Annotated in this window: 20 protein-coding genes; 11 read left to right on the top strand and 9 right to left on the bottom strand. The window is 74.3% G+C overall.

What is annotated here, in order from left to right; translation table 11 throughout:
* Window positions 1-70: 70 nt before the first annotated feature.
* From ABZ793_RS27505 to ABZ793_RS27515, 3 genes are all read right to left on the bottom strand, one after another.
* Window positions 71-1,087, bottom strand: coding sequence for an ABC transporter permease subunit (locus ABZ793_RS27505; RefSeq protein WP_357462099.1), 1,017 nt, complete (start codon window positions 1,085-1,087; stop codon window positions 71-73).
* Window positions 1,084-2,094: an ATP-binding cassette domain-containing protein gene (locus ABZ793_RS27510; protein ID WP_357462100.1), complete on the bottom strand. Its 1,011-nt coding sequence runs from the start codon at window positions 2,092-2,094 to the stop codon at window positions 1,084-1,086. The genes ABZ793_RS27505 and ABZ793_RS27510 overlap by 4 nt, the downstream gene beginning before the upstream one ends.
* A gap of 151 nt (window positions 2,095-2,245) precedes the next feature.
* Window positions 2,246-3,031 (bottom strand): DeoR/GlpR family DNA-binding transcription regulator, encoded by a 786-nt coding sequence (locus ABZ793_RS27515; RefSeq protein WP_357462101.1) that lies wholly within the window; start codon window positions 3,029-3,031, stop codon window positions 2,246-2,248.
* Between the two features lie 195 nt (window positions 3,032-3,226).
* Here ABZ793_RS27515 and ABZ793_RS27520 point away from each other — a divergent pair, with 195 nt between their 5' ends.
* Genes ABZ793_RS27520 through nagA form a run of 3 tightly spaced genes read left to right on the top strand, consistent with a single transcriptional unit; the run spans window position 3,227 to window position 6,182 of the window.
* Window positions 3,227-4,156, top strand: coding sequence for an SIS domain-containing protein (locus tag ABZ793_RS27520; protein WP_357462102.1), 930 nt, complete (start codon window positions 3,227-3,229; stop codon window positions 4,154-4,156).
* Window positions 4,153-5,073 (top strand): ROK family protein, encoded by a 921-nt coding sequence (locus ABZ793_RS27525; protein ID WP_357462103.1) that lies wholly within the window; start codon window positions 4,153-4,155, stop codon window positions 5,071-5,073. The genes ABZ793_RS27520 and ABZ793_RS27525 overlap by 4 nt, the downstream gene beginning before the upstream one ends.
* Complete coding sequence (gene nagA, locus ABZ793_RS27530) at window positions 5,073-6,182, top strand: N-acetylglucosamine-6-phosphate deacetylase (RefSeq protein ID WP_357462104.1); 1,110 nt, start codon at window positions 5,073-5,075, stop codon at window positions 6,180-6,182. The genes ABZ793_RS27525 and nagA overlap by 1 nt, the downstream gene beginning before the upstream one ends.
* A gap of 57 nt (window positions 6,183-6,239) precedes the next feature.
* On the opposite strand, the gene ABZ793_RS27535 is transcribed toward nagA, so the two are convergent.
* Window positions 6,240-7,451, bottom strand: coding sequence for a DUF4032 domain-containing protein (locus ABZ793_RS27535; RefSeq protein ID WP_350706813.1), 1,212 nt, complete (start codon window positions 7,449-7,451; stop codon window positions 6,240-6,242).
* Between the two features lie 111 nt (window positions 7,452-7,562).
* Here ABZ793_RS27535 and ABZ793_RS27540 point away from each other — a divergent pair, with 111 nt between their 5' ends.
* Together ABZ793_RS27540 and ABZ793_RS27545 are read left to right on the top strand one after the other, a co-directional pair.
* Window positions 7,563-8,330, top strand: a complete 768-nt coding sequence (locus tag ABZ793_RS27540) for a phosphatase PAP2 family protein (protein ID WP_357462105.1) — start codon at window positions 7,563-7,565, stop codon at window positions 8,328-8,330.
* 10 nt (window positions 8,331-8,340) lie between these two features.
* Window positions 8,341-9,579 carry an APC family permease gene (locus tag ABZ793_RS27545; protein ID WP_357462106.1) on the top strand — a complete coding sequence of 413 codons (1,239 nt, stop codon included), beginning with the start codon at window positions 8,341-8,343 and terminating at the stop codon, window positions 9,577-9,579.
* A gap of 40 nt (window positions 9,580-9,619) precedes the next feature.
* Here the strand turns inward: ABZ793_RS27545 and ABZ793_RS27550 are convergent, their stop codons facing one another.
* Window positions 9,620-11,410, bottom strand: coding sequence for an NAD-binding protein (locus ABZ793_RS27550; RefSeq protein ID WP_357462107.1), 1,791 nt, complete (start codon window positions 11,408-11,410; stop codon window positions 9,620-9,622).
* A 146-nt stretch (window positions 11,411-11,556) separates the two neighbouring features.
* On the opposite strand from ABZ793_RS27550, the gene ABZ793_RS27555 reads away from it, so the two are divergent.
* The 4 genes from ABZ793_RS27555 (at window position 11,557) to ABZ793_RS27570 (ending at window position 15,746) form a co-directional block, all read left to right on the top strand.
* Complete coding sequence (locus tag ABZ793_RS27555; RefSeq protein WP_357462108.1) at window positions 11,557-12,045, top strand: MSMEG_6728 family protein; 489 nt, start codon at window positions 11,557-11,559, stop codon at window positions 12,043-12,045.
* Between the two features lie 123 nt (window positions 12,046-12,168).
* Window positions 12,169-13,701: an FAD-dependent oxidoreductase gene (locus ABZ793_RS27560; protein WP_357462109.1), complete on the top strand. Its 1,533-nt coding sequence runs from the start codon at window positions 12,169-12,171 to the stop codon at window positions 13,699-13,701.
* 174 nt (window positions 13,702-13,875) lie between these two features.
* Complete coding sequence (locus ABZ793_RS27565) at window positions 13,876-15,045, top strand: hypothetical protein (protein WP_357462110.1); 1,170 nt, start codon at window positions 13,876-13,878, stop codon at window positions 15,043-15,045.
* A gap of 257 nt (window positions 15,046-15,302) precedes the next feature.
* Window positions 15,303-15,746, top strand: coding sequence for an HNH endonuclease (locus tag ABZ793_RS27570; RefSeq protein WP_350706799.1), 444 nt, complete (start codon window positions 15,303-15,305; stop codon window positions 15,744-15,746).
* A 96-nt stretch (window positions 15,747-15,842) separates the two neighbouring features.
* Here the strand turns inward: ABZ793_RS27570 and ABZ793_RS27575 are convergent, their stop codons facing one another.
* The 4 genes from ABZ793_RS27575 to ABZ793_RS27590 all read right to left on the bottom strand — a co-directional run bounded on the left by ABZ793_RS27575 (window position 15,843) and on the right by ABZ793_RS27590 (window position 19,501).
* Window positions 15,843-17,555 (bottom strand): serine/threonine-protein kinase, encoded by a 1,713-nt coding sequence (locus ABZ793_RS27575; protein WP_357462111.1) that lies wholly within the window; start codon window positions 17,553-17,555, stop codon window positions 15,843-15,845.
* Between the two features lie 88 nt (window positions 17,556-17,643).
* The gene (locus ABZ793_RS27580; RefSeq protein WP_357462119.1) at window positions 17,644-18,417 is read right to left on the bottom strand and encodes an enoyl-CoA hydratase/isomerase family protein; all 774 of its coding nucleotides are present in this window, start codon (window positions 18,415-18,417) and stop codon (window positions 17,644-17,646) included.
* A gap of 224 nt (window positions 18,418-18,641) precedes the next feature.
* Window positions 18,642-19,061, bottom strand: a complete 420-nt coding sequence (locus ABZ793_RS27585; protein WP_357462112.1) for a VOC family protein — start codon at window positions 19,059-19,061, stop codon at window positions 18,642-18,644.
* A gap of 35 nt (window positions 19,062-19,096) precedes the next feature.
* Window positions 19,097-19,501: an AraC family transcriptional regulator gene (locus tag ABZ793_RS27590; RefSeq protein ID WP_357462113.1), complete on the bottom strand. Its 405-nt coding sequence runs from the start codon at window positions 19,499-19,501 to the stop codon at window positions 19,097-19,099.
* A gap of 207 nt (window positions 19,502-19,708) precedes the next feature.
* Between ABZ793_RS27590 and ABZ793_RS27595 the strand changes: the two genes are divergently transcribed.
* Together ABZ793_RS27595 and ABZ793_RS27600 are read left to right on the top strand one after the other, a co-directional pair.
* Window positions 19,709-20,917, top strand: a complete 1,209-nt coding sequence (locus ABZ793_RS27595) for a low temperature requirement protein A (RefSeq protein ID WP_357462114.1) — start codon at window positions 19,709-19,711, stop codon at window positions 20,915-20,917.
* Window positions 20,918-21,142: 225 nt separating this feature from the next.
* The gene (locus tag ABZ793_RS27600; RefSeq protein WP_357462115.1) at window positions 21,143-21,277 is read left to right on the top strand and encodes a hypothetical protein; all 135 of its coding nucleotides are present in this window, start codon (window positions 21,143-21,145) and stop codon (window positions 21,275-21,277) included.
* The last annotated feature ends 166 nt before the right edge of the window (window positions 21,278-21,443 follow it).

The following is a 21,443-nucleotide window of genomic DNA, read 5'->3' on the forward strand; positions in this document are numbered from 1 at the left end:
GGCGTCCGCCTGTCACGGCCCTGGGCGGTGCGACCGGGGCCGGGGAGAGCCGCCGGTCGCACCGTCCGGGTCAGGAGATGTCCCGTCGGCGCATCGCCCAGAGCGCCGCGCCGAGGATCACCGTCAACCCGACCGCCAGCAACACCGAGGAGTGCTGCCAGGTGATGTCCAGGGTCTCCGGCTTGCACTCGCCGAAGTAGGTGGCCTGGCAGGCGTTCCAGTCCTCCAGCGTCACCTTCTTCTCCATCCACGCCAGCGCGTAGGTGGGCAGCAGCCACGCCTCGGCGAACTGCACCCCGGCCATCTGCAGCAGGATGCCGAGGCCGAACTGCCCGACGACCATCAGGGCGACCACCCCGCCCAGCGCCATCGCGGTGTGCCGCCCCAGCGACGCGAGCGCGAAGCCGACCGTCGCGGTGACCAGGGCGAGCACCACCCCGCGCAGCCCGGTGAGGGCGAAGGACTGCCAGGCGCCGGAGGTCATCTTCTCCGTGCTGCCGCGAAAGACAGCGACCAGCCAGAAGCTGCCGAACCAGAGCGCCGTCGTGGGCACCGCCAGGGCGAGCAGACCGGTGAGCAGCGCCGCCAGCTTGGTCAGCAGTACGGTCAGCCGCTTCGGCCGCCACAGCAGCAGGTTCATCATGCCGCCGGTGTTCCACTCCGCCCCGACGAAGGAGGCGCCGACCACGAACCCGACCAGCGCGAGGATCGCCGCGAGCGGCACCAGGGTGAAGCCGAAGTTCTCCCGGAAGTCGAAGGTGGAGGGCAGGAACCACCGCGACTCGATCGCCTCGCGCGGCGGCGGCTGGATCATCGCGCAGTCATCGGGGAACCGGCCGGCCTCGCTGGTCCCGGCGGACTTCGCCCGCTCGCACTCGGCGCGGTACTGCTCGCTGTGGCGCAGGTCCTGCTGCCACTGCTGCTCGGCGGCGTGCTCGGCCTTCGCCAGCGCGGCGGCATCGATCTTCTCGTTGGTGAGGAAGACCCCGACCACCACGGCCGCGAGCACCAGCAGGCCCAGCAGGCTCATCCAGCGGGTGAAACGCCGCTTGGCCAGCCGGCGCAGCTCCGTACGGTAGAGGCTCACGCGCCCCACCCTCCTCCGGCGGTGCCGGGCTGCCCCGCCCCGCCGACCTTCGTGGACTGGTCGACCTGCCGGTGCTGGCCGGGTACCGGCGCGGTGGCGGTCAACTCGAGGAAGACGCTCTCCAGGTCGACGGCGACCGGGGCGAGCTCACTGACGTAGAGGCCCTGCTCGGCGAGGAGCCGGGTGACCGTGGCCGGCTTGTCGACGCCGGCGAGCATCAGGTGGTCGGGCTGGCCGTTCACCCGGATCCCCGCGCGGGTCAGCGCCTCGGCGGCGAGCGGCAGTTCGGTGACCGCCTCCAGCCGCACCCGGACGGCGCCGGACGAGTGCTGGGCGAGCACCTCCCCGACCGGGCCGAAGGCCACCCGCCGGCCCAGCGAGATGATGGTGACCGAGTCGCAGATCAGCTGGATCTCGCCGAGGATGTGGCTGGACAGCACCACGGTCATCCCCGACTCGGCGAGGGTACGCATCAGCGTGCGCATCTCCCGGATGCCGCCCGGGTCCAGCCCGTTGGCCGGCTCGTCGAGGATCAGCAGCTTCGGGTTCTTCAGCAGGGCCGAGGCGACGGCGAGCCGCTGCTTCATGCCCAGCGAGTACGTCTTGACCCGCTCGCCGGCGCGGTCGCGCAGCCCGACCAGCTCCAGCACCTCGTCGATCCGTTGCCGCGGCACGTCGCCCGCGCCGGCGAGCAGGGACAGCGTGTCCCGCGCCGAGAAGTGCGGGAAGAACTGCGGGCTCTCCACGATGGCGCCGACCTGACCCGCGACGGCGGGCAGGGCCTCGGGCACCTCGTGGCCCAGGATGGCCATCCGGCCGCCGTCGGGCCGGATCAGACCGAGCAGCGTACGCAGCGTGGTGGTCTTGCCCGACCCGTTGGGGCCGAGGAAGCCGTGCACCTGCCCCACCTCGACCCGCATGTCGAAGCCGTCGAGCGCGTTGCGGGTGCCGCGCCGACGACTCTTGTACGTCTTGCGGAGACCTTCGATCTCCAGGACAGCTGGCAAGCTGCACCTCCCCCGATGGGCGTATGACACGCGACACCATACGCGGTATGCAGCCGAGTGCAATACCCGGTATGCATCGCCACGCCGATCGGGTGAAAGGAAGGGCCCCTTCCTATACACCAGACGTTAGGAAGGTGCCCTTCCTTTCACCTCAGGCGCAGATGACGGTGACGCCGGCGGCGCGGAAGGCCGCGACCACGTCCGGGTTGGCGCCGGAGTCGGTGACCAGCGTCTCCACCCGGTCCACCGGGCAGATCCGGGCGAAGGCGTGACCGCCCAGCTTGGACGAGTCCGCGATGATCACCACCCGCTTGGCCCGGGCCACCATCAGGTTGTTCATCGCCGCCTCACCCTCGTGGTGGGCGGCGGCGCCGAGCTGGGGGTCGATCGCGTCGACGCCGAGCAGGGCGACGTCGAGGGTGACCTCGCGCAGCAGCGCCCCGCCCAGCGGGCCGACCAGCTCGAACGACTTGGGGCGGACCACGCCGCCGGCCACCACGACCTTCATCCGGGAGCGGACGAGCAGCTCGTTCGCGATGTTCAGCGCGTTGGTGACCACGGTGAGCTGGGCGCCGTCGGCGCTGGTGTTCAGGTCGGGCCGCACGGCGAGGGCCCGCGCGACCTCCGTGCTGGTGGTGCCGCCGTTGAGGCCCACCACGGTGCCCGGCGAGACCAGCGCCGCCGCGGCGGTGCCGATCCGCTGCTTCTCGGCCGAGTGCTTGGCGGTCTTGTAGCGCAGCGGCAGGTCGTACGAGACGCCGTTGGCGACCGCGCCACCCCGGGTCCGGGTGATCATCTGCTGCTGGGCGAGCTGATCGAAGTCACGTCGGATGGTGGCCTGGGAGACGTCCAGCCGCTCGGCGGCCTCCTCGACGCTGACCCGGCCGCTGTCGGTCAGCATTTCGAGCAGGGCGTTCCATCTGGCGTAGCGGTCCACCCCGGGGCCTCCAGTTACTGCGCGGTCGGTGATTGATTGCGTGCACAGTAGTGCGCGAAACTACGAGGGCGCAAAACCATGTCCTGCTCGATGACGGGGCTGGTTGCCACGGCCAGCCGAGTTCGCGCAGAATAACGCGCGAAAGACGGCTTTAACGAGCCGTATTGCGCAACGCCTCCCTGCGTAGGAGTTCTCATGTCGTACGTCGACGCGGAGATCGCGAGCCAGCCCGACTGCTGGCGGGAGGCGGCGCGGGTCGCCGCCACCGCGGCCGACCACCTCCCCTGCCGGGGCGAGCGGGTCGCCGTCGTGGGCTGCGGCACCTCGTGGTTCATGGCGATGGCGTACGCGGCCCGCCGCGAGCAGGCCGGCCAGGGCGAGACCGACGCCTTCCAGGCCTCCGAGTTCCCCGCCGGGCGGCGCTACGACCGGCTCGTCGCGATCACCCGCTCCGGCACCACCACCGAGGTCACCGAGCTGCTCGCCGCGCTGCGCGGGCGGGTGCCGACGACCGTCCTGGTCGGCGACCCCGCCTCCCCCGCCGCCTCGCTGGCCGACGCGGCGGTGCCGATGCCGTTCGCCGACGAGCGCTCCGTGGTGCAGACCCGCTTCGCGACCACCGCGCTAGCCCTGCTCCGCGCCCACCTCGGCGACAACATCACCGCGCTCGCCGCCGACGCGGAGGTGGCGGTACGCGCCCCGCTGCCGATCGAGCCGACCCGGATCGAGCAGGCAACCTTCCTCGGTCGGGGGTGGACGGTCGGGCTGGCCCAGGAGGCGGCGCTGAAGTGCCGCGAGGCGGCCACCTTCTGGGCCGAGGCGTACCCGGCCATGGACTACCGGCACGGCCCGATCTCGATCGCCGCTCCCGGCCGGCTGGTCTGGGCGTTCGGCGAGCTGCCCGACGGGCTGCCCGAGGACGTGGCGGCGACCGGCGCGGCGTTCGTGCACAGCCGCACCCACGGCTGCCGTACGGTGCTCGGCAGCTGGGCCGCCGGCCGTACGCCGGTCGACCCGATGGCCGACCTGATCCTGGCGCAGCGCTTCGCCGTCGCGCTCGCCACCAGCCGGGGCCTCGACCCCGACGCGCCCCGGCACCTGAGCCGGTCCGTGGTCCTCGCATGAGCGCAGGCGACGTCGTCGTCGCGCTGGACGTCGGCGGGACCGGGATGAAGTGCGCCCTGGTCCGGCCGGACGGCGCCGTGCTGCACGCCGAGCGGCACCCCACCGACGCCGGGCGCGGCCCGGACGCCGTGGTCGACACCATCCTGGCGGTCGCCGAGGGGCTGGCCGGCAAGGCCCGCGCCGACGGGCTCACCCCGGTCGCGCTCGGCGTCGCCGTGCCCGGCGTGATCGACGAGGCGCGCGGGGTCGCGGTCTGGTCCGCGAACGTGGGCTTCCGGGACGTACCGCTGCGGGACCTGGCACGGGCTCGACTCGGACTGCCGACGGCGCTCGGCCACGACGTGCGCGCCGGCGGCCTGGCCGAGGCGCGGCTCGGCGCCGGCCGCGACTCCGCGCACGTCCTCTTCGTCGCGATCGGCACCGGGATCGCCGCGGCGCACGTGGTCGACGGCACGGCCGTCACCGGCGCGCACGGCGCCGCCGGGGAGATCGGCCACGTCCAGGTACGCGCCGGCGGGCCGGCCTGCGGCTGCGGCCGTCCCGGCTGCCTGGAGGCGGTGGCGTCGGCGGCCGCGATCGGCCGGCGCTACACCGCCCTGGCCGGCGTCCCGGCGACCGCCGCCGACGTGGCCGACCGGGCGGCGGCCGGCGAGCCGCTGGCGGCGGACGTCTGGCGGGAGGCCGTCGACGCGCTCGCCGACGGCCTCGCCACCGGCCAGGCCCTCTTCGACGTGGAGACCGTCGTGCTCGGTGGCGGCCTGGCGCAGGCCGGCGCGCTGCTGCTCGACCCGCTGCGGGCCGCGCTGCACGAGCGGATGACGTTCCACCGGGAGCCGCGCCTGGTCGCGGCGGCCCTCGGCGACGAGGCCGGCTGCCTCGGCGCCGCCCTGCTCGCCCTCGACAGTCTGGAGAAGTGATGGCCACGCGGGTGAACGGCAAGGTGGTGACCCCGACCGGCGTGATCCGGCAGGGCTGCGTGGAGCTGGACGGGAGCCGGATCACGGCGGTGGCCGAGTACCCGTCCGTACGCGACGGGCACTGGATCGTGCCCGGCTTCGTCGACATGCACACGCACGGCGGCGGCGGACACACCTTCACCACCGGCGACGCCGAGCAGGCCCGGCAGGCCGCCGACTTCCACCTGCGGCACGGCACGACGACCCTGCTGGCCAGCCTGGTCAGCTCGCCGTTCGAGCTGATGCGCGCGGCCACCGCGGCCTTCGCGCCGCTGGTCGCCGAGGGGGTGCTGGCCGGCATCCACTTCGAGGGGCCGTACCTCTCCTCGGCCCGCTGCGGCGCGCAGAACCCCGAGTTCCTCCGCGACCCGTCCACCGACGAGCTGGCAGAGCTGATCGAGCTGGGCGACGGCGCCGTCCGGATGGTCACCCTCGCTCCCGAGCGGGACGGCGCGCTGGAGGCGGTCAAGCTGCTCGTCGCGCACCGGGTGGTCGCCGCGGTCGGCCACACCGACGCCACGTACGACGAGACCCGCGCCGCCGTCGCGGCGGGCGCGAGCGTCGGCACCCACCTGTTCAACGGGATGCGGCCGGTGCACCACCGCGAGCCCGGCCCGGTGGTGGCCCTGCTCGACGCCCCGAACGTGGTCTGCGAGCTGGTCGCCGACGGCGTCCACCTGCACGACGGGATGCTGACCTTCGCCACCTCGACGGCGGGCCCGGAGCGGGCCGCCCTGATCACCGACGCCATGGCCGCCGCCGGCATGCCCGACGGCGACTATGAGCTGGGCGGCCAGGCCGTCACGGTGGCGGGCGGGGTGGCCCGGCTGGCCCGCGACGGCGCGATCGCGGGCAGCACCCTGACCATGGACGAGGCGCTACGGCACGCGGTGGCGGCCGGCGTCCCGATCGCGGACGCCGTGCGGATGGCGGCCACCACGCCGGCCCGCGCGATCGGACTCGGCGACCGGCTGGGCGCGCTCCAGGTCGGGCTCCGGGCCGACCTGGTGGTGCTCGACGACGACCTGAACGTGGTCCGGGTGATGCGCGGCGGCTCCTGGGTGGAGTGACCGCCCGGCGCCGGGCCGGCCCGGCGCCCGACGGCCACGTCCGGTTCCGCCGGCGGGTCAGCCGGCGGTGGGGACCTCGACGCCGAGCACAGCCTGCTCGTCGGGACGGTGCACGAGCACGTCGGAGAGGTACGAGTGCACGGCCGGGGCCATGCCGACGTCCCGGCCGGCCTGCTCCGAGAGCAGCCACTTGTGCTCGATGATCTGGGCGAAGAGCTCCTGCGGCTCCAGCTTGCGGCGCAGGTGCGCCGGGACCGCCCGGACCACCGGCTCGAAGACCTCGGTCAGCCAGCGGTGCGCGGCCTGCTGCTCGTCGGTGAGGTCGCTCTCGGCCCGGTAGGCGTCCAGGTCGTTGAGCAGCCGCCGGGCCTGGTTCTCCTCGGCGTCCAGGCCGGTCAGGCGGAGCAGCCGCCGCGTGTGGTACCCGGCGTCGACCACCTTCGGCCGGACCAGGTAGCGCCCGTTGTCGATGGTCGACATGGCCACCTCGGCGACGTCGAAGCCCAGCTCGTTGAGGCGGCGGATCCGCCCCTCGATGTCGTGCCGGGCCTCCCGCTCGACCTGCTGCTCGTAGGTGATCTCGTGCCACAGCCGCTCGTAGCGCTGCACGACCTCCTCGCAGACCACCTCGGGGTCGATCGATTCGTGCAGCAGCCCGGCGGCCTGGAGGTCGAGCGCCTCGCCGAAGATGTTGACCCGGGCGATCTCCAGGTCCTCGCCGCGCTGGCCGTTGGAGAGCGAGTGGTGCAGCGCCCCGGTCTCCGCGTCCACCAGGTAGGCGGCGAACGCGCCGGCGTCCCGGCGGAACAGGGTGTTCGACAGCGAGCAGTCGCCCCAGAAGAAGCCGGTGAGGTGCATCCGCACGATCAGGGCCGCCAGCGCGTCGAGCAGCCGCCCCATCGTCTCCGGGCGCAGGGTGTGCGAGAAGAGCGCCCGGTAGGGCAGCGAGAACTGCAGGTGCCGGGTGATCAGCACCGGGTCGAGCGGCTCGCCGTCGTCGGTCTGCCGGTCGGCGACGATCGCCACCGCCTCCACCGAGGGGAAGTCGATCCGCTCCAGGGCGCGCAGCAGGTCGTACTCGCGCTCCGCGACGCGCTCGCCGGTCTCCTTGACGGCGTAGACGTAGCCGCCGAGCCGGACGAACCGGACGATGTGCCGGGAGATGCCCTGGGGCAGCGCCACCAGGTGCTGCGCAGGCCACTGCTCCAGCGGGGTCGACCAGGGAAGGTCGAGCAGCGCCGGGTCGACGAGGGCCGAGGTGATCCGCACGGCCCCAAGTCTGACGGTCGTCCGGGCCGAGCGCCTCCCTTCGTGGCTCGGCACACAGCCGCCCCCGGCCGCGCCGGCCGGCCGCCATGCCGGGCCGGTAGCGTGGTCCGGGTGCGGGAGACCACGACGGTACGGCCCAGAGCACAGCTGAGGCCGGTCCGGCCGGCCGGCTGGTGGTTCGACGCGCTCCTGCTCGCCGCCCTGGTCGGGCTGACCGTGGCGCTCACCGCCGAACGGTTCTTCGGGATCGACCGCGCGGTCGCCGACTGGTCGGAGGCGCACCGGCCCACCGCCGCCCGCGTGACGGCGGTGGTCCTCAACTACCTCGGTCAGGGCACCCCGTTGACGCTGATCGCACTCGGTCTCGGGGTGCTCCTCGCGGTCCGGCTGAGATCGTTGCGCCCGGTGCTGCCGCCGGTGCTCGCCTTCGTCCTCAGCTATCTCACGATCGGCCCGCTGAAGGTGTGGACCGCCCGGCCCGCCCCCAGCGCGAGCGTCAAGGAGCCGTTCCTTCCGCCCGAGCAGACCCTCCCGCTGTTCCAGGACGAACTGCCGCTGCGGTTCGCCCAGTCCTACCCCTCCGGCCACGTCGCGAACGCGATCCTCTGGTACGGCGTCATCGCGTTGCTGCTCGCCCCGCTGCTGCGCACCTACGGCCGGACGGTGCCGCCCCGGCTGGTCACCGTGGTCCGGGTGGTGCCGCCGGTCGTGGTGCTGTGCACCACCACCTACCTGGGCTGGCACTGGCTGACCGACTCGGTGGCCGGGCTGCTGCTCGGGCTCGTCCTCGACCGGGTGCTGCACCGGGTGCCCTGGGACGACCTGCCGTTGCCCGGAGCGCCGCGCGACTGGGACCGGCCGTTCATCTCGACCCCCTAAGGTGCCCGCTGTGGATCAACTGGCTCGCCGGCTGGGCGTACCCGATGCGGTGGTCATCGGCCTGGGCTCGATGCTCGGGGCGGGCGTCTTCGTGGTCTTCGCGCCCGCCGCGGCGGCGGCCGGCGGGGCGGGCCTGCTGGCGGCGCTGGTGCTGGCCGGCTTCGTCGCCTTCTGCAACGCGACCAGCTCGGCCCGGCTCGCGGCCCGCCACCCCGAGTCCGGCGGCACCTACGTGTACGGCCGGGAACGGCTCGGCCCGTTCGCGGGTTTCCTGGCCGGCTGGGGCTTCGTGGTCGGCAAGACGGCTAGCTGCGCGGCGATGGCGCTGACCATCGGGGCGTACCTCTGGCCGGGGCAGGCCCGGCTCGTCGCGGTCGGCGCGGTGCTGGCGGTGACCGCCGTGAACCTGCGCGGCATCGGCAAGACCGCGACCGCGACGAAGGTGCTGGTCGGCGTGGTGCTGGCGGTGTTGGCCCTGGTCGCGGTGGCCGGGGCGGTCGGCGGCGACGTCTCGCTGGCCCGGCTCGGCGACCTCGACACTTCCGGGCGGGGCGTGCTCACCGCCGCCGGGCTGCTCTTCTTCGCCTTCGCCGGGTACGCGCGGGTCGCCACCCTCGGCGAGGAGGTACGCGACCCGGAGCGGACCATCCCCCGGGCGGTGCCGCTGGCGCTGGGCGTGGTGCTGGCGATCTACCTGGTGCTGGCGGTGGTCGCCGTCGGCGTGCTCGGGGCCGACCGGCTGGCCGCGTCCGCCGCGCCCCTGGCCGACGTGGTGACGGCCGCCGGGCTGCCCGGCCTCGCCTGGCTGGTCCGGGCCGGGGCGACCGTGGCGGTGACCGGCGTGCTGCTGTCCCTGCTCGCCGGGGTCGGGCGCACCGCCCTGGCGATGGCCCGCCGCCGCGACCTGCCCGGGGCCCTCGCCGCCGTCCACCCGGTGCACCGGGTGCCGCACCGTGCCGAACTGGCCGTCGCCGCCGTGGTGGTGCTGGTCGTGGCGCTCGGCGACGTCCGGGACGCCATCGGCTTCTCCAGTTGCACCGTGCTGGTCTACTACGCGATCACCAACGCGGCCGCGCTGACCCTGGGGCGCGACCCGGGGCGGCGGCTCCCGGTGCGGGCGCTCGCCGTGCTGGGGCTGGCCGGCTGCCTGCTGCTCGCCGTCAACCTGCCGCTGTCCAGCGTCCTCGCCGGCTTCGCCGTGCTCGCCGTCGGCGCCGCCTGGTACGCCCTGCGCCCCCGCCGCGCCTGACCCGCCGAGCCCCGGAACGCCGGACCGTCGGAACGGACGGTCACTCCTCCGGCTGCCGGGGCGCCGGCGCGGCGGGATCCTCCGGCGGGGGTGGCGCCGCCTCGCGGAGCAGGGCGTTCAGGCCGGCCCGGCGGGCCACCACCGTCAGCCGGTCCCCCGCGACGATCACCAGGCGCGGGTCGGGCGCCCAGTCGAGGCGCTGACCGGCCCGGGCGTGCGCGAGCAGGCGTACGCTCTCGGCCCGCCCGACCGCGGCGAGCGGCCGCCCGTCCAGCGACGATCCGGCGGCGACGGAGACCTCGGTGACCAGCAGCGCGTGCCGGCCGACGGGGATGGTGGCGATCACCGCGCGGTCCAACAGCGCGGCGGCGAACGACGGCGCGGCGAGGTACGACACGCTGCGCGAGACGCCGATGCCGAACGCCTGCTGGACGCGCTCGGCGAAGTGGCCGTCGAAGAGACGCAGCACCACCTGGAGTTCGGGGTTGACCGCCCGGCCGTTCAGCGCCGCCTGAAGGTTCGTCTCGTCGTCGGTGGAGACCACCACCAGCGCCTGGCAGGTGCCCACGGACGCCGCCTGGAGGGTCTCCTCCAGCGCGGCGTCGCCCACGATCAGCGGCACGCCGAGCCGGCGGGCCAACGCCGCACCGCGCGGCTCGGGCAGCTTGTCGATCGCCACCACCTCGACGCCGAAGTCGCAGAGCTGGGCCATCACCCGGGTGCCGACGTTGCCCAGCCCGACCACGACCACGTGCCCGGACCGCTCCGGCTGGATCCGGCCGGAGTGCAACGCCAGCCGGGCGTTGACGATCCCGTCCACCACCACGGCGGTGATCAGCGGGATCAGCGCCAGCCCGGCGAGGTTGAGCACCACTTGCATGACCTGCTGGGCGACCGGCTTGTTCGGATCCGGGTCCTGCCCGCTCAGCGTCGTCACGAGCGTGAGGTAGAGCGAGTCGCCCCAGTTGGCGTGCGTGGCGCTGCCGTTGAGCCAGCCGAGCACCCCGATCACCGCCAGCAGCGTGATCACCGCGATGCCGATCTTGCGGGTGGCGAAGCTGCGTACCGCGCGGAGCAGCACGGTCAGCGGGCGGCGACGCCGCCGGGCCCGCACCAGCCGGCGCGCGGCCAGCTCGGTGCCGGGCGGCGCCCCCGTCGCCTCGGCGAGCACCACGTCCGCGACGGACTCCTCGGCGGGCAGCACCCGGACCTGCTGCGGGTCGTGGGTGTCGGCCACCCCGCAGACCACGTCGCCGGGGCGTACGTCGTCGCGGCGGGCCACGTAGAGGGTGCGCCCGCCGTGCCGGAAGTGGGTCGGGGCGACCTCGCCGAGCGCGGCGGCCACGAAGGCGGGGGCGGCCATCGACGAGTCGGAGAGCACCGCCGAGTCGGGGAAGATCTGCCGCACCCCGTTGGCGAGCCCGGTGTTGAACATCCGCACCACCAGCCGCAGCCGGGGCTCGACCTCCTGGGCGCAGAGCGCGGCGTGCATGTTGCCGACGTCGTCCTGGTGCAGCAGGGCCAGCCCGTCGGCGCCGGCCAGCCCGGCCCGCTGGAAGGTGACCTCGTCCAGCCGGTCGGCCCGGACCACCTCGACGCCCTGGAGGTCCCGCCCGTCCGGCTCGTCGGAGCGCGGTCGTTCCGGCACCACCAGGGTGATCCGGACGCGGCCCGTCGCCTGCAACTCGGTGGCGAGCAGCGCCCGCACCACCCAGTAGGCGAGGGCGTCCCGCCCGCAGACCACGTAGTGCGCCCGCGCGTCCCCGTTGACCCGGAGCCGACGCCCCGCCCGCCGCGCACGATCCAGCAGGGGCTCCGCCATGCGCCGCATCGTAGTCAGCCGGTCGCGCCCCGCGCAGCCCCACGATCATGAATGCTGGTCGTCGGGCATGTCCCGCCGTTCCCGCCCGGCCGGTCCACCAGGTAGACCAGGACGTCGGACAGATTTCGCAGCCCCTCGGCGGGTAGACCAGCGGCATGCAGACGTTCCTGCCGTACCCGGACTTCCTGGCCAGCGCCCGGACGCTGGACCAGAAGCGGCTGGGCAAGCAGCGCGTGGAGACCATCCAGGTGCTGCGCGGGCTGACCCGCCCCACGTACGGCTGGCGCAACCACCCAGCGGTGAAGATGTGGGCCGGGTACGAGGAGGCCCTCACCCGGTACGGGCTGGACGTGTGCGCGGTCTGGTGCGAGCCCGGCCGGGCCGACACCTGCGCGACCACGATGACCACCGACCTCGCCGCCGCCTGCGGGCTGACCCGCGTCCGCACCCAGGCGGAGCTGGCCGAGGCCGGCGAGCTGCCGCCCTGGCTGGGCCGCGACGACCTGCACCTGAGCCACCGCTCGTCGCTGCTGCGCAAGGACCCCGGACACTACGGCCCGATCTTCGGCGACGACGTCCCGCCCGACCTGGAGTACGTCTGGCCGGCCTCCGACCGCGAACGGCGCTGCCTCCCGCCGCGGTGAGGCGCTGCCTCTCGCCGCAGTGAAGGGTAGGGCACCTCGTCAGACGCCTGCGGTGCAGGAAAGGGGCGTTCCGCCCGTCCGCACGGGGCAGACTGGAGGGTCCCCGGGGGCGGGAAGGTGCACATGGCGCTGTCGCAAGTGGTCGGTCGACTCATCGGCGTACGCCAGCACGAGGTGGACCCGGGCGGCGGTGGCGCCCCCCGCGTGCCGCGCCCGATCGAGGTGGTGGTGGTCGGTGGCGGGATCGCCGGCATGTCGGCGGCGGTGGTGCTGGCCGAGCGCGGCGTGGCGGTGACCGTGCTGGAGGCCGCGCCGACCCTCGGCGGCCGGCTCGGGGCCTGGCGGGAGACGCTGGCCGACGGCACACGACAGACGAACGAGCACGGCTTCCACGCGTTCTTCCGGCAGTACTACAACTGGCGGTCGATCCTGCGCCGCGCCGACCCGGGGCTCGGCTTCCTCCGGCCGGTCCCCGGCTACCCGGTCCTGAGCGCCCGCTGGCCGGCCGAGGAGTTCGGCCGGTTGCCGCCCGCTTCTCCGGCGAACCTGCTGGCCCTGCTGCTGCGCAGCCCGAGCCTGCGCCTGGGCGACCTGCGCGGCATGGACCGGGACGCGGCGCTGCCGCTGCTCACCTACGACCCGGTGCGCACCTACGCCGAGTTCGACGACACCACCGCCGACGAGCTGCTCACCTCGCTGCGGCTGCCGGACCGGGCCCGCGCGATGCTCTTCGAGGTCTTCTCCCACTCGTTCTTCAACCACGAGGCGGAGATGTCGGCGGCGGAGATGATCGCGCAGTTCCACTTCTACCTGCTGGGCAACCCCGAGGGGCTGGCGTTCGACTGCCCCGACGAGGACTACGCGACGGCGATCTGGGAGCCGCTGGCCCGGCACGTGGAGAGGCACGGCGGCCGGGTGCGCACCGGGACCCCCGCCACCGCGCTGACCCGCGACGGCGCCGGGTGGCGGGTGGCCACCGTCGACGGCGCGTCGTACGCCGCCCGGCACGTGGTGCTCGCCGTCGACCCGCCCGCCCTGGCCGCGCTGGTCGCCGCCTCACCCGGCCTGGTCGACCACGCGCCCGCGCTGGTGGAGCGGATGCCCGCGTTCGGCCGGCCCGGTCCGCCGTACGCGGTGGCGCGCTACTGGTGCGACGGGGACGTGGCCGCCGGGCGGGCGGTGTTCAGCGGAGTGTCCCGGCAGCCGACCCTGGACTCGGTGACCCTCTACCACCGGCTGGAGGACGAGCCCCGCCGCTGGGCGGCCCGCACCGGCGGCTCGGTGCTGGAGCTGCACGCGTACGCCTGCGAGCCGGGCGTGCCCGCGACGGAGCTGGCCGAGCGGATGCGGGCCGAGCTGACCGCGCTCTGGCCGGAGGCGGCCGGGCTGCGGGTCCGGGAGGTGCGCGCCCGGGTGGCGGCGCAGGCGCCGGCGTTCACCCCGGGCAGCCACGCGTGGCGACCGGGGGTGCGCACCGACGCCGACGGGCTCTACCTGGCCGGCGACGGCATCCGGACCGACTTCCCGAGCGCGCTGATGGAACGCGCGGCGGCGACGGGGATCGTCGCGGCCAACCACGTCCTGCGGGCCGAGGGCGGCGCGGCCGAGCCGGTCCGCTCGATCCGGCCCCGGGGCCTGCTCGCCGGGAGACGGTGACGACCACGGCGACGTGCACCGGCTGACGGGCGGCGGGCACCGGGCGGCGGGCGACGGGCGACGGGCGGCGCGGCCAGGGCGGGCGGGTCGACGGCGAGGGTGACGAAAACGGGCAAACAGGTCGCTCGGCTCGCCTAGGCTGATCGTCTGGGGTGAGCCGGGAGGTCAGCGGGAATGCCGCCGCGCGGGGACGACGGCCCGCTCGTCGCCGACGTACCGCGGGACGACGCGTACCCGCTGATCCGGGACGAGCGGGCCTGCATCGTGACCGCCCTGCGGCTCGGGTGGTGGATGGCGGACGCGTACCACCACGCCCAGACCGCCGAGCTGCTCGACGCCGGAGACGACCGGCCGGCGGGCGCGCCGGCGAAGCTGTCCAACCTGACCGAGATGTCGGGGCGGCGGCGCATGCAGATGTACCTGGACGGGGTGGAGGTGGCGCTCGGCCAGATCGCCGAGCTGACCCGGCGCGACGCCCCCGCGCCGTCCACGGCCGGGGCGCGGGACCGGGTGACGGGCGGAGCCGGGGAGGATCTGCTGCTCGCCCTCGACGACCTGAACGTGGACGTGCTGCGCTGGACGATGGCCACCAACCACCGGGTCGGGCTGGCGTACCGGCTGGGACGCTCGCTGGCCGACACGGCGCGGCACGGCGACGCCGACCAGGTGGCGGGACGCTTCGGCGGCCGGCAGATCCAGCTCAGCCGCTGGCTGGACGAGCTGGCCACCGTGCTGCCGCCGTACTCGGCCGCGGTGGTGCGCCGGTCACTGTCGGCTTGGGCCTCGGCGGTCACCCGGGCGGGCGTCGGCGACCCGACCGAGGCGGGGCTGCCGGACCTGGCCCGCGAGCTGCGCAACCAGGGCGACCTGTGGCGGGGCGTGCTCACCGGCGGCCTGCACCCGAGGGACCTGCTGGACGAGGAGGACTACGCGGTCGTCGCCCGGAACCTGATCATCCGGGACCGGCGGCTGGTGGTGCAGGCCGCCCGGGGGATCTTCTGGCCGGTGCTCGTACCGCTGCTCGCGGTGCTGTTCGCCGTGGTGGGGGTGAGCGCGCTCGCGGCGGCCGGCTCGCCGGCGACCCGGGCCGCCGTGGCCCTGCTCGGGCTGGGCGCGGGGACGGCCGCGATCTGGCGCACGGTCTCCGGGCCGGCGCTCGCGGTCGCCGGGGAGGTCAACCGGCCGCTGCTGGAGAGCGAGCTGACGGTACGGATGGCGCTGCGGATCGACCGGCCGCTGGCCGCCGCGCGGGCCGCCGGCCGGGCCCGCCGGCAGCGCCGCCCCGACGAGACGGCCGCTCGATCGAAATCCGTTGCCCGTCTCTCGCCCGCCGACCTACCGTGATCCCGCAAGGTCAACCACCGCCGCGGGAGCCGTCCATGTCGATGTCGCACGTCACCTGTGTGCCGTCGTGGCTGCCCGGCCCGGCGCGCCCGGCATTGTCGGCGGGTGGCGGCGGTTGCCGAGCCGAAGGCCCCGAGGGCGGCCGGCCCGACTGACGCGTGCCCGCACGCCGTCGAGCCGCCCGTCCGCACCCCGGACCGGGCGGCTCTTTCGCTGTCCGGCCGTCCAGATCGTCACCGCCACGAAGGGAGACACCGGTGGACGCCGTCCTCGTCGTCAACGCCGACCTCGGCCCGCTGCACCGGGTCACCGTCCAGCACGCGATCCGGATGCTCTGTCGTCGGGTCGCCGAGATCCACGAGGCCGAACCGGACCGGGTGATCGGGGTCTTCCCGGTCCCCCGGGTGGTCCGCCTCGTCCGCTACGTGGTGACCCGCTGGCGGTTCAGCGCCGGGCCGGCGTGGTCGCGGGCCGGGGTGCTGCGCCGGGACGGGCGGTGCTGCGCGTACTGCGGCGGGTCGGCCGGCACCATCGACCACATCCTGCCCCGCTCGCGCGGCGGCCGGAACACGTGGCGGAACACGACCGCCGCCTGCTACGACTGCAACCAGCGCAAGGGCGACCGGACGCCGGCCGAGGCGGGCATGCCGCTGCGGCGCGAGCCGGCGACCCCGAGCTGGGCGGCGCTGGCCGGGCGGTGACGGACCGGCCGGCGGGAACGGGGGGCCGCGTCGGGGGTACGACCCCTGGCGCGGCGCCCGCCGGCCCCTCCCCGGGGCGCGGCCCCGCCGGCCCGGCTACCGGAACCCCCTGGCCCGGAACTCCCTGGCCCGGGACTCCCTGGCCCGGGACTCCTTGACCCGGGACTCCTTGACGCGGGGCACCGGGCGGCCGTTGGCGCAGCGCACGGTGATCACACTGCGGCGGTCGGCGGCGACCAGCTCGACCCGCACCTCCCGCGCCGGGCCCGGCGCGTACTCCTCGACGTGGTGGCCGGCGGCCGGGGTCACGCCGACCACCTCGACCAGCTTTCCGTCGCAGCGGACCCTCACCACCCCGCCGCGCGAGTTCACGTCCACCCCGGACGGCCGGCCAGGCGTGGGAGACGGCTCGACGCCGCCGGTCGGCGCCGGGGCGGTCGGGCTGGCTCCGGTGGGCGCGACCGGTCCGGGACTCGACCGCCCGGCGGTCGCCGACCCGGCCGGCGGACCCGCGTCGGGGGCGGCCGGCCGCCTCGGCGCGTCGGCGGTGACCGGCAGGGCGACCCCCGTGGAGCCCCGCGTGCCGGTGCCGATGCCGGTACGGGGCTCGTCGGGCGGGCCGGACCACTGGACGGAGGGGTCGCCGAGCGTCCCGGCCACCACCACGCCGACCACCACCGCGCCCACCGCCACCAGCACCCACGAGCCCCGCCTCGACCGCCAGCCCCGGCGCCCCGGGCGGACGCCCCCGGCGGCAGGCGCGGTCCCGGCTGGCGCCGCCTCGGCGGGGTCACGCCCGCCGCCAGGCCCCGCCGCCGGCGCTTCTACCGGCCCCGCCGGCACGCCCCGGTAGCCTGCCGACACGCCCCGGTAGCCTGCCGGCACGCCCCGGTATCCCGCCGGCACCTCCGCGCGGTCCGCCGGCACGTCCGCGTGCCCCGTCGGCACGTCGCGGCAGCCCGCCGCGACGTCCGCGTGCCCCGCCTCCGGATGCGGCATCCGGGCGAGCGCCCCGGCGAGGACGCGCGCCGCCTCGGCGGCCGAAGGCCGGTCGCCCGGGTCCTTGGCCAGGCACCGCCGGTACAGCCGGCCGACCTCCGGGGGCACGCCGTCGACCTCCGGCAGCGGGCCCGGCTCGGCGTACGCGTGGGCGCGCAGCATCCCGATCTGCGTCTCGCTGTGCCACGGCAGCCGGCCGGCGAGCGCCTGGTGCACGAGCAGGCCGAGCGCGTAGACGTCGGAGGCGGGCAGCACCTCGCCGGCGGCGAGCCGCTCGGGGGCCAGGTAGGCCGGGGTCCCGAGCAGCCGCCCCTCGAAGTCGATTTCGGGCGTGCCGGCGACGGCGGCGATCCCGAAGTCGACCACCTTCGCCCCCGTCGGGGTCAGCACGACGTTCTCGGGCTTGACGTCGCGGTGCACCAGCCCCTCGGCGTGGGCGGCGCCGAGAGCGGCGGCGACCTCCGCGCAGACCCGCAGGGCCTCCCGTGGTGGCAGCGGCCCGGCGGCGAGCCGCTGCGCGAGCGTACGGCCGGAGAGCAGTTCCATGACCACGAAGGGCGCGTACCGGTCGAAGAGGAGGGACTCGCCGTAGTCGTGGACGGCGGTGACGTTCGGGTGCGAGAGCCTGGCCGCCGCCTTCGCCTCGGCCTGGATCCGCCGTCGGGCCGACGGGTCCGCCGCCACGAGCACCTTCACCGCGACGTCGCGTTCCAGCACCTCGTCGTGCGCCCGGTAGACCTCGGACATGCCGCCCCTGCCGAGACGCCCGCCCAGCCGGTAGCGGCCCGCGAGCAACTGATCACGCTGCACAGCGGACAGCCTGCCCCACCGCACCGCCCGGCACCACCCATGTGCGGACCGTGTCCGGCGGCGGCACGGTCAGGAAGGGTCGGCGGCGTCAGTGCCGGGCCGGCGGCGTCCAGCCGAAGCGGGGCGGGCGGCGCTCGTGGACGGCCGCGACACCCTCGCGGGCCTCGCCGCTGGCCCGCACCTGCCCGTGCCACCAGGCGACCCGTTCCTCGTCCGCCCGGCCGTCGATGATCTCCTTGGCGGCCGCCACGGTGAGCTGCGACCGGGCCACCACGGCGGCGGTGACCTCGTCCACCCGGGCGGCGAGCCGGTCGACCGGCAGCACCTCGTCGACCAGCCCGATCCGCAGCGCGCGCTCGGCGTCGATCAGCTCGGCGGTGAAGAGCAGGTGCTTGGCCGCGGCCGGGCCGACCAGCCGGGCCAGCCGGCGGGTGGTGGGCGCCGGATACACCAGGCCCAGCCGCGCCGGCGGCACGCCGAACCGCGCGTCGGTGGCGGCGATCCGCAGGTCGCAGGCGACCGCGAGCTGGCAGCCGCCGCCCACGCAGGCGCCCCGGACGGCGGCGACGGTCGGCTTGGCGAAGGCGGCCAGCCGCTCCTCGGCGGCCACCACCGTGTCGAGGTCGCCGTCGTCGAGCAGGTCGTCCAGCTCGCCCAGGTCCGCGCCCGCGCAGAAGGTGCCCTCGGCGCCGGTGAGCACCAGGACCCGGACGGCCCGGTCTGCCTCCAGCTCGTCGAGCAGCCCCGGCAGCCGCCGCCACATCCCGGCCGTCATCGCGTTGCGCCGCGCCGGGTTCTGGATCACCACCGTCGCCACCGCCCCGGCCACCTCGACGAGGAGTTCCGCGTCCGCCACCGTCACCACCCCTTCGCCCCGGCCGTGCCGCCGGCTCGCCGCGACGCCGGCCGCCCTGGTCGGCGGCGCCGGTGCGGCGACCATAACGGCGGGAGCCCGGCGACCGTCCGCGCGGGGTGGCAGGCGGCAGCGCCGCCGCGACCAGTCCGGCGGTCTCGGCGGTCTCCTCACGTGCGATCGGTAGGCGTGCTGCGGCAGCGCGCCCACCGATCGTGCCGGCCTGTCGCCAGTCAGCCCCGGGGGAACATCTGGCCGATGCGGATCTTGTTGCCGAACGGGTCGCGGATGCCGAAGTCGATCCCGTACGGGCGTTCCATCGGCTCGTCGGTGATGTCGACTCCCTTGGCGACCAGGTCCTCGTACGTCTTGTGCGCGTCGTCGGTGGTCATGAAGAGGAAGCCGCCCAGCGCCCCCTTGGTGAGCAGCTCACGGACCTGCTCGGCGGTGGCCGGGTCCAGCGCCGGCGGGCCGGGCTTCTCCAGCAGGATCTCGCGCTCCGGGTCGCCGGGGATGTTGACCGTGAGCCAGCGCATGAAGCCGAGGTCGGCGTCGGTGTTGACCTCCATGCCGAGCTTGCCGACATAGAAGTCGAGGGCCTCGTCCTGGTCGAGGACGTAGATCTGGGAGCGGGTGATCGCGTTCATCGTCATGCCGGAGACGCTACGGTGCGGCCCTGACCTGCTGCTTATCCAAAACTGCTGGGCCGGGTCCATGCCTTGGTGAAGCAGCTCGGCACGGGCGCGGCGATCGGGGCCCTGCGCCTGCGGTACTCCGACGGCGGCTCGCCGACGATCTGCCGGAACGTGCGGCTGAACGTGCCGAGGCTGGAGAAACCGACCGCGTAGCAGATATCGGTGACGTCCCGGTCGGTGTGCAGGAGCAGGTACATCGCCCGCTCCACCCGCCGCCGCTGCAGGTAGCGGTGCGGGGTCTCGCCGAAGGTGGCCCGGAAGGTGCGGATGAAGTGCGCCTCGGAGACGTACGCGATCCGGGCCAGCGCCGGGATGTCCAGCGGCTGGTCGTACGCGCGGTCCATGGCGTCCCGGGCGCGCAGCATGGCCCGGTTCGACTCCTCCGCCGCCCTGCTCACCGGCCCAGCATAGGCGCTGGTCACCGGGTGGCCCGACCCTGCCGGCCCGGCGGACGGCGCCCGCGGCGGGCACGGCATCGACGGACGTGGAGCAGACTGGGCTTGCCTGCGCGTCGCCGTCTTGGCCGGTTGCTGTCGGCGTTGCTGTCGAACCGCCGCGAACGCATTCGGCAACCCGCCTGCAGCGATCAAAAGTAGCGTCACCACATGGCCATGGAGAGCAGGGCGGGTGAGCAGCCGGGGACGTACAAGCAGTCCCAGCGGGCCGGCTTCGTGGAGCTGCTGTTCGACGTGGTCTTCGTGTTCGCGTTCACCCGACTCTCCGACCGGCTGGTCTCTGACCTCAGCTTGCGAAGTGGCTACGCCACATTCGTAGTGACGCTGGCGCTGTGGTGGGTGTGGTACCGGCTGGTATGGGCGACCAACAGGTACGACTCGACCCGGCCAGCGATCCAGATACTGGTCATCGGCACCACGCTCGGCAGCCTGCTGATGGCCATCGCAGTGCCCGGGGCCTACGGCGACAGTGGTTTCCTCTTCGCGGGGGTCTACGTCACGATCCAGATCATCCGTCCGCTCTGGATCATTCTGATCGGCACAAACAAAGAGATACGCCTGGTCAGCGTCCGGAACCTCTTCTGGGCCCTCATCTCAGCGGTCCCGTGGATCGCCGGCGCCTTCACACAGACCGGAGCGCGACTGGCCTGGTGGAGCGTGGCCGTCGCCCTGGACTACATCGCGGGCGTCCTCGACTACCCCACGCCGCGACTCGGCCGGGCCGGGTTCCGAGCCCATCCGATCCAAGAAGACCATCTCACAGAGCGCTACCGGCAGCTCCTCATCATCGCATTGGGCGAGGCGATTCTGATCTCCGGCATCCAGATAAGCCCGTACGGCCTCGAGCGGGACCGAGCCGCAGCGCTGCTGGTGTCGTTCGCCACCACGGTTCTGCTGTGGCAGATCTACTTCTACCGGGCCGGCGAGTTGCTGGCCGTCGCGATCGCATCGGCACCGTCTCCGGCATACGTCGGCAGACTCGCGTCATACGCGCACCTAATCATGATCACCGGCGTCGGCCTCACCGCCGTCGGCGACGAACTGATCATCTCGCACCCGCTCGGTCACACCGAGCGGCCCTGGGTCTTGGTTATCCTCGGCGGTCCTGCGGTGTTCCTGTTCGGGCGGGCCCTGCTCGACTACGTGACCTTCAGCCACGTCTCCTGGTCCCGACCGATCGGACTGCTAACGCTTGCCGTACTGGCACCCGTGACGCTCCTGCTCCCCCCGGTCCTGGTCGCCGTCGCGGCCACCGCCGTACTCACCGGAGTCGCCATCTCCAACGTGATCTCATGGCGGCTGTTCCCGCGGGTACCCAAGCCAGCAGCACCCGGCCATACGGTCTCCTACCGACCGTGAACTGACTGGGGTGCGAGAACGAAGGCCGCCTCTGAGGCTGCGACCTCGACGTGTAGTCGAAGCGGAACCTAGAGAGGCTGTCCCGCCACCGCCGCCAGCGGCCACCCTTGAGTGAGGCACTGTCCAGCCATGAATCAGAACAAGGCAAGACCGCTGCGCGACCAGGCAGAGCTGCTAGGTAAGCCTCGATGTCCGCCTCTGCTGGACTCGTGAGAACGTGAGGAGTTGGGCGTCCCGCCGCACGTCGTCCAAGCGATCGCTCGGCACGCCGACGTGAAGATCACCCTCAAGGTCTACGCCCATGCCAACCTCGACGCGATGCGTCAGGCGCTCGGGAAGCTCGACGGGCGGCTGCCGTGACCCCGGCTGCTGTCAGCGTTGCTGTCAACCGGCCGGCTCACGACAGTGCCCGGCGAGGTATGCCTGATGAAATTGGAGCCCCCGGCCGGGATCGAACCGGCGACATCTCGCTTACAAGCAGAGACCGGCCGAGCGTCGTTCGGTTGAGCGCTCCAGCGCTCCGTCC

The sequence above is a fragment of the Micromonospora sp. NPDC047465 genome (genome assembly GCF_040643125.1).
Lineage (GTDB): Bacteria > Actinomycetota > Actinomycetes > Mycobacteriales > Micromonosporaceae > Micromonospora.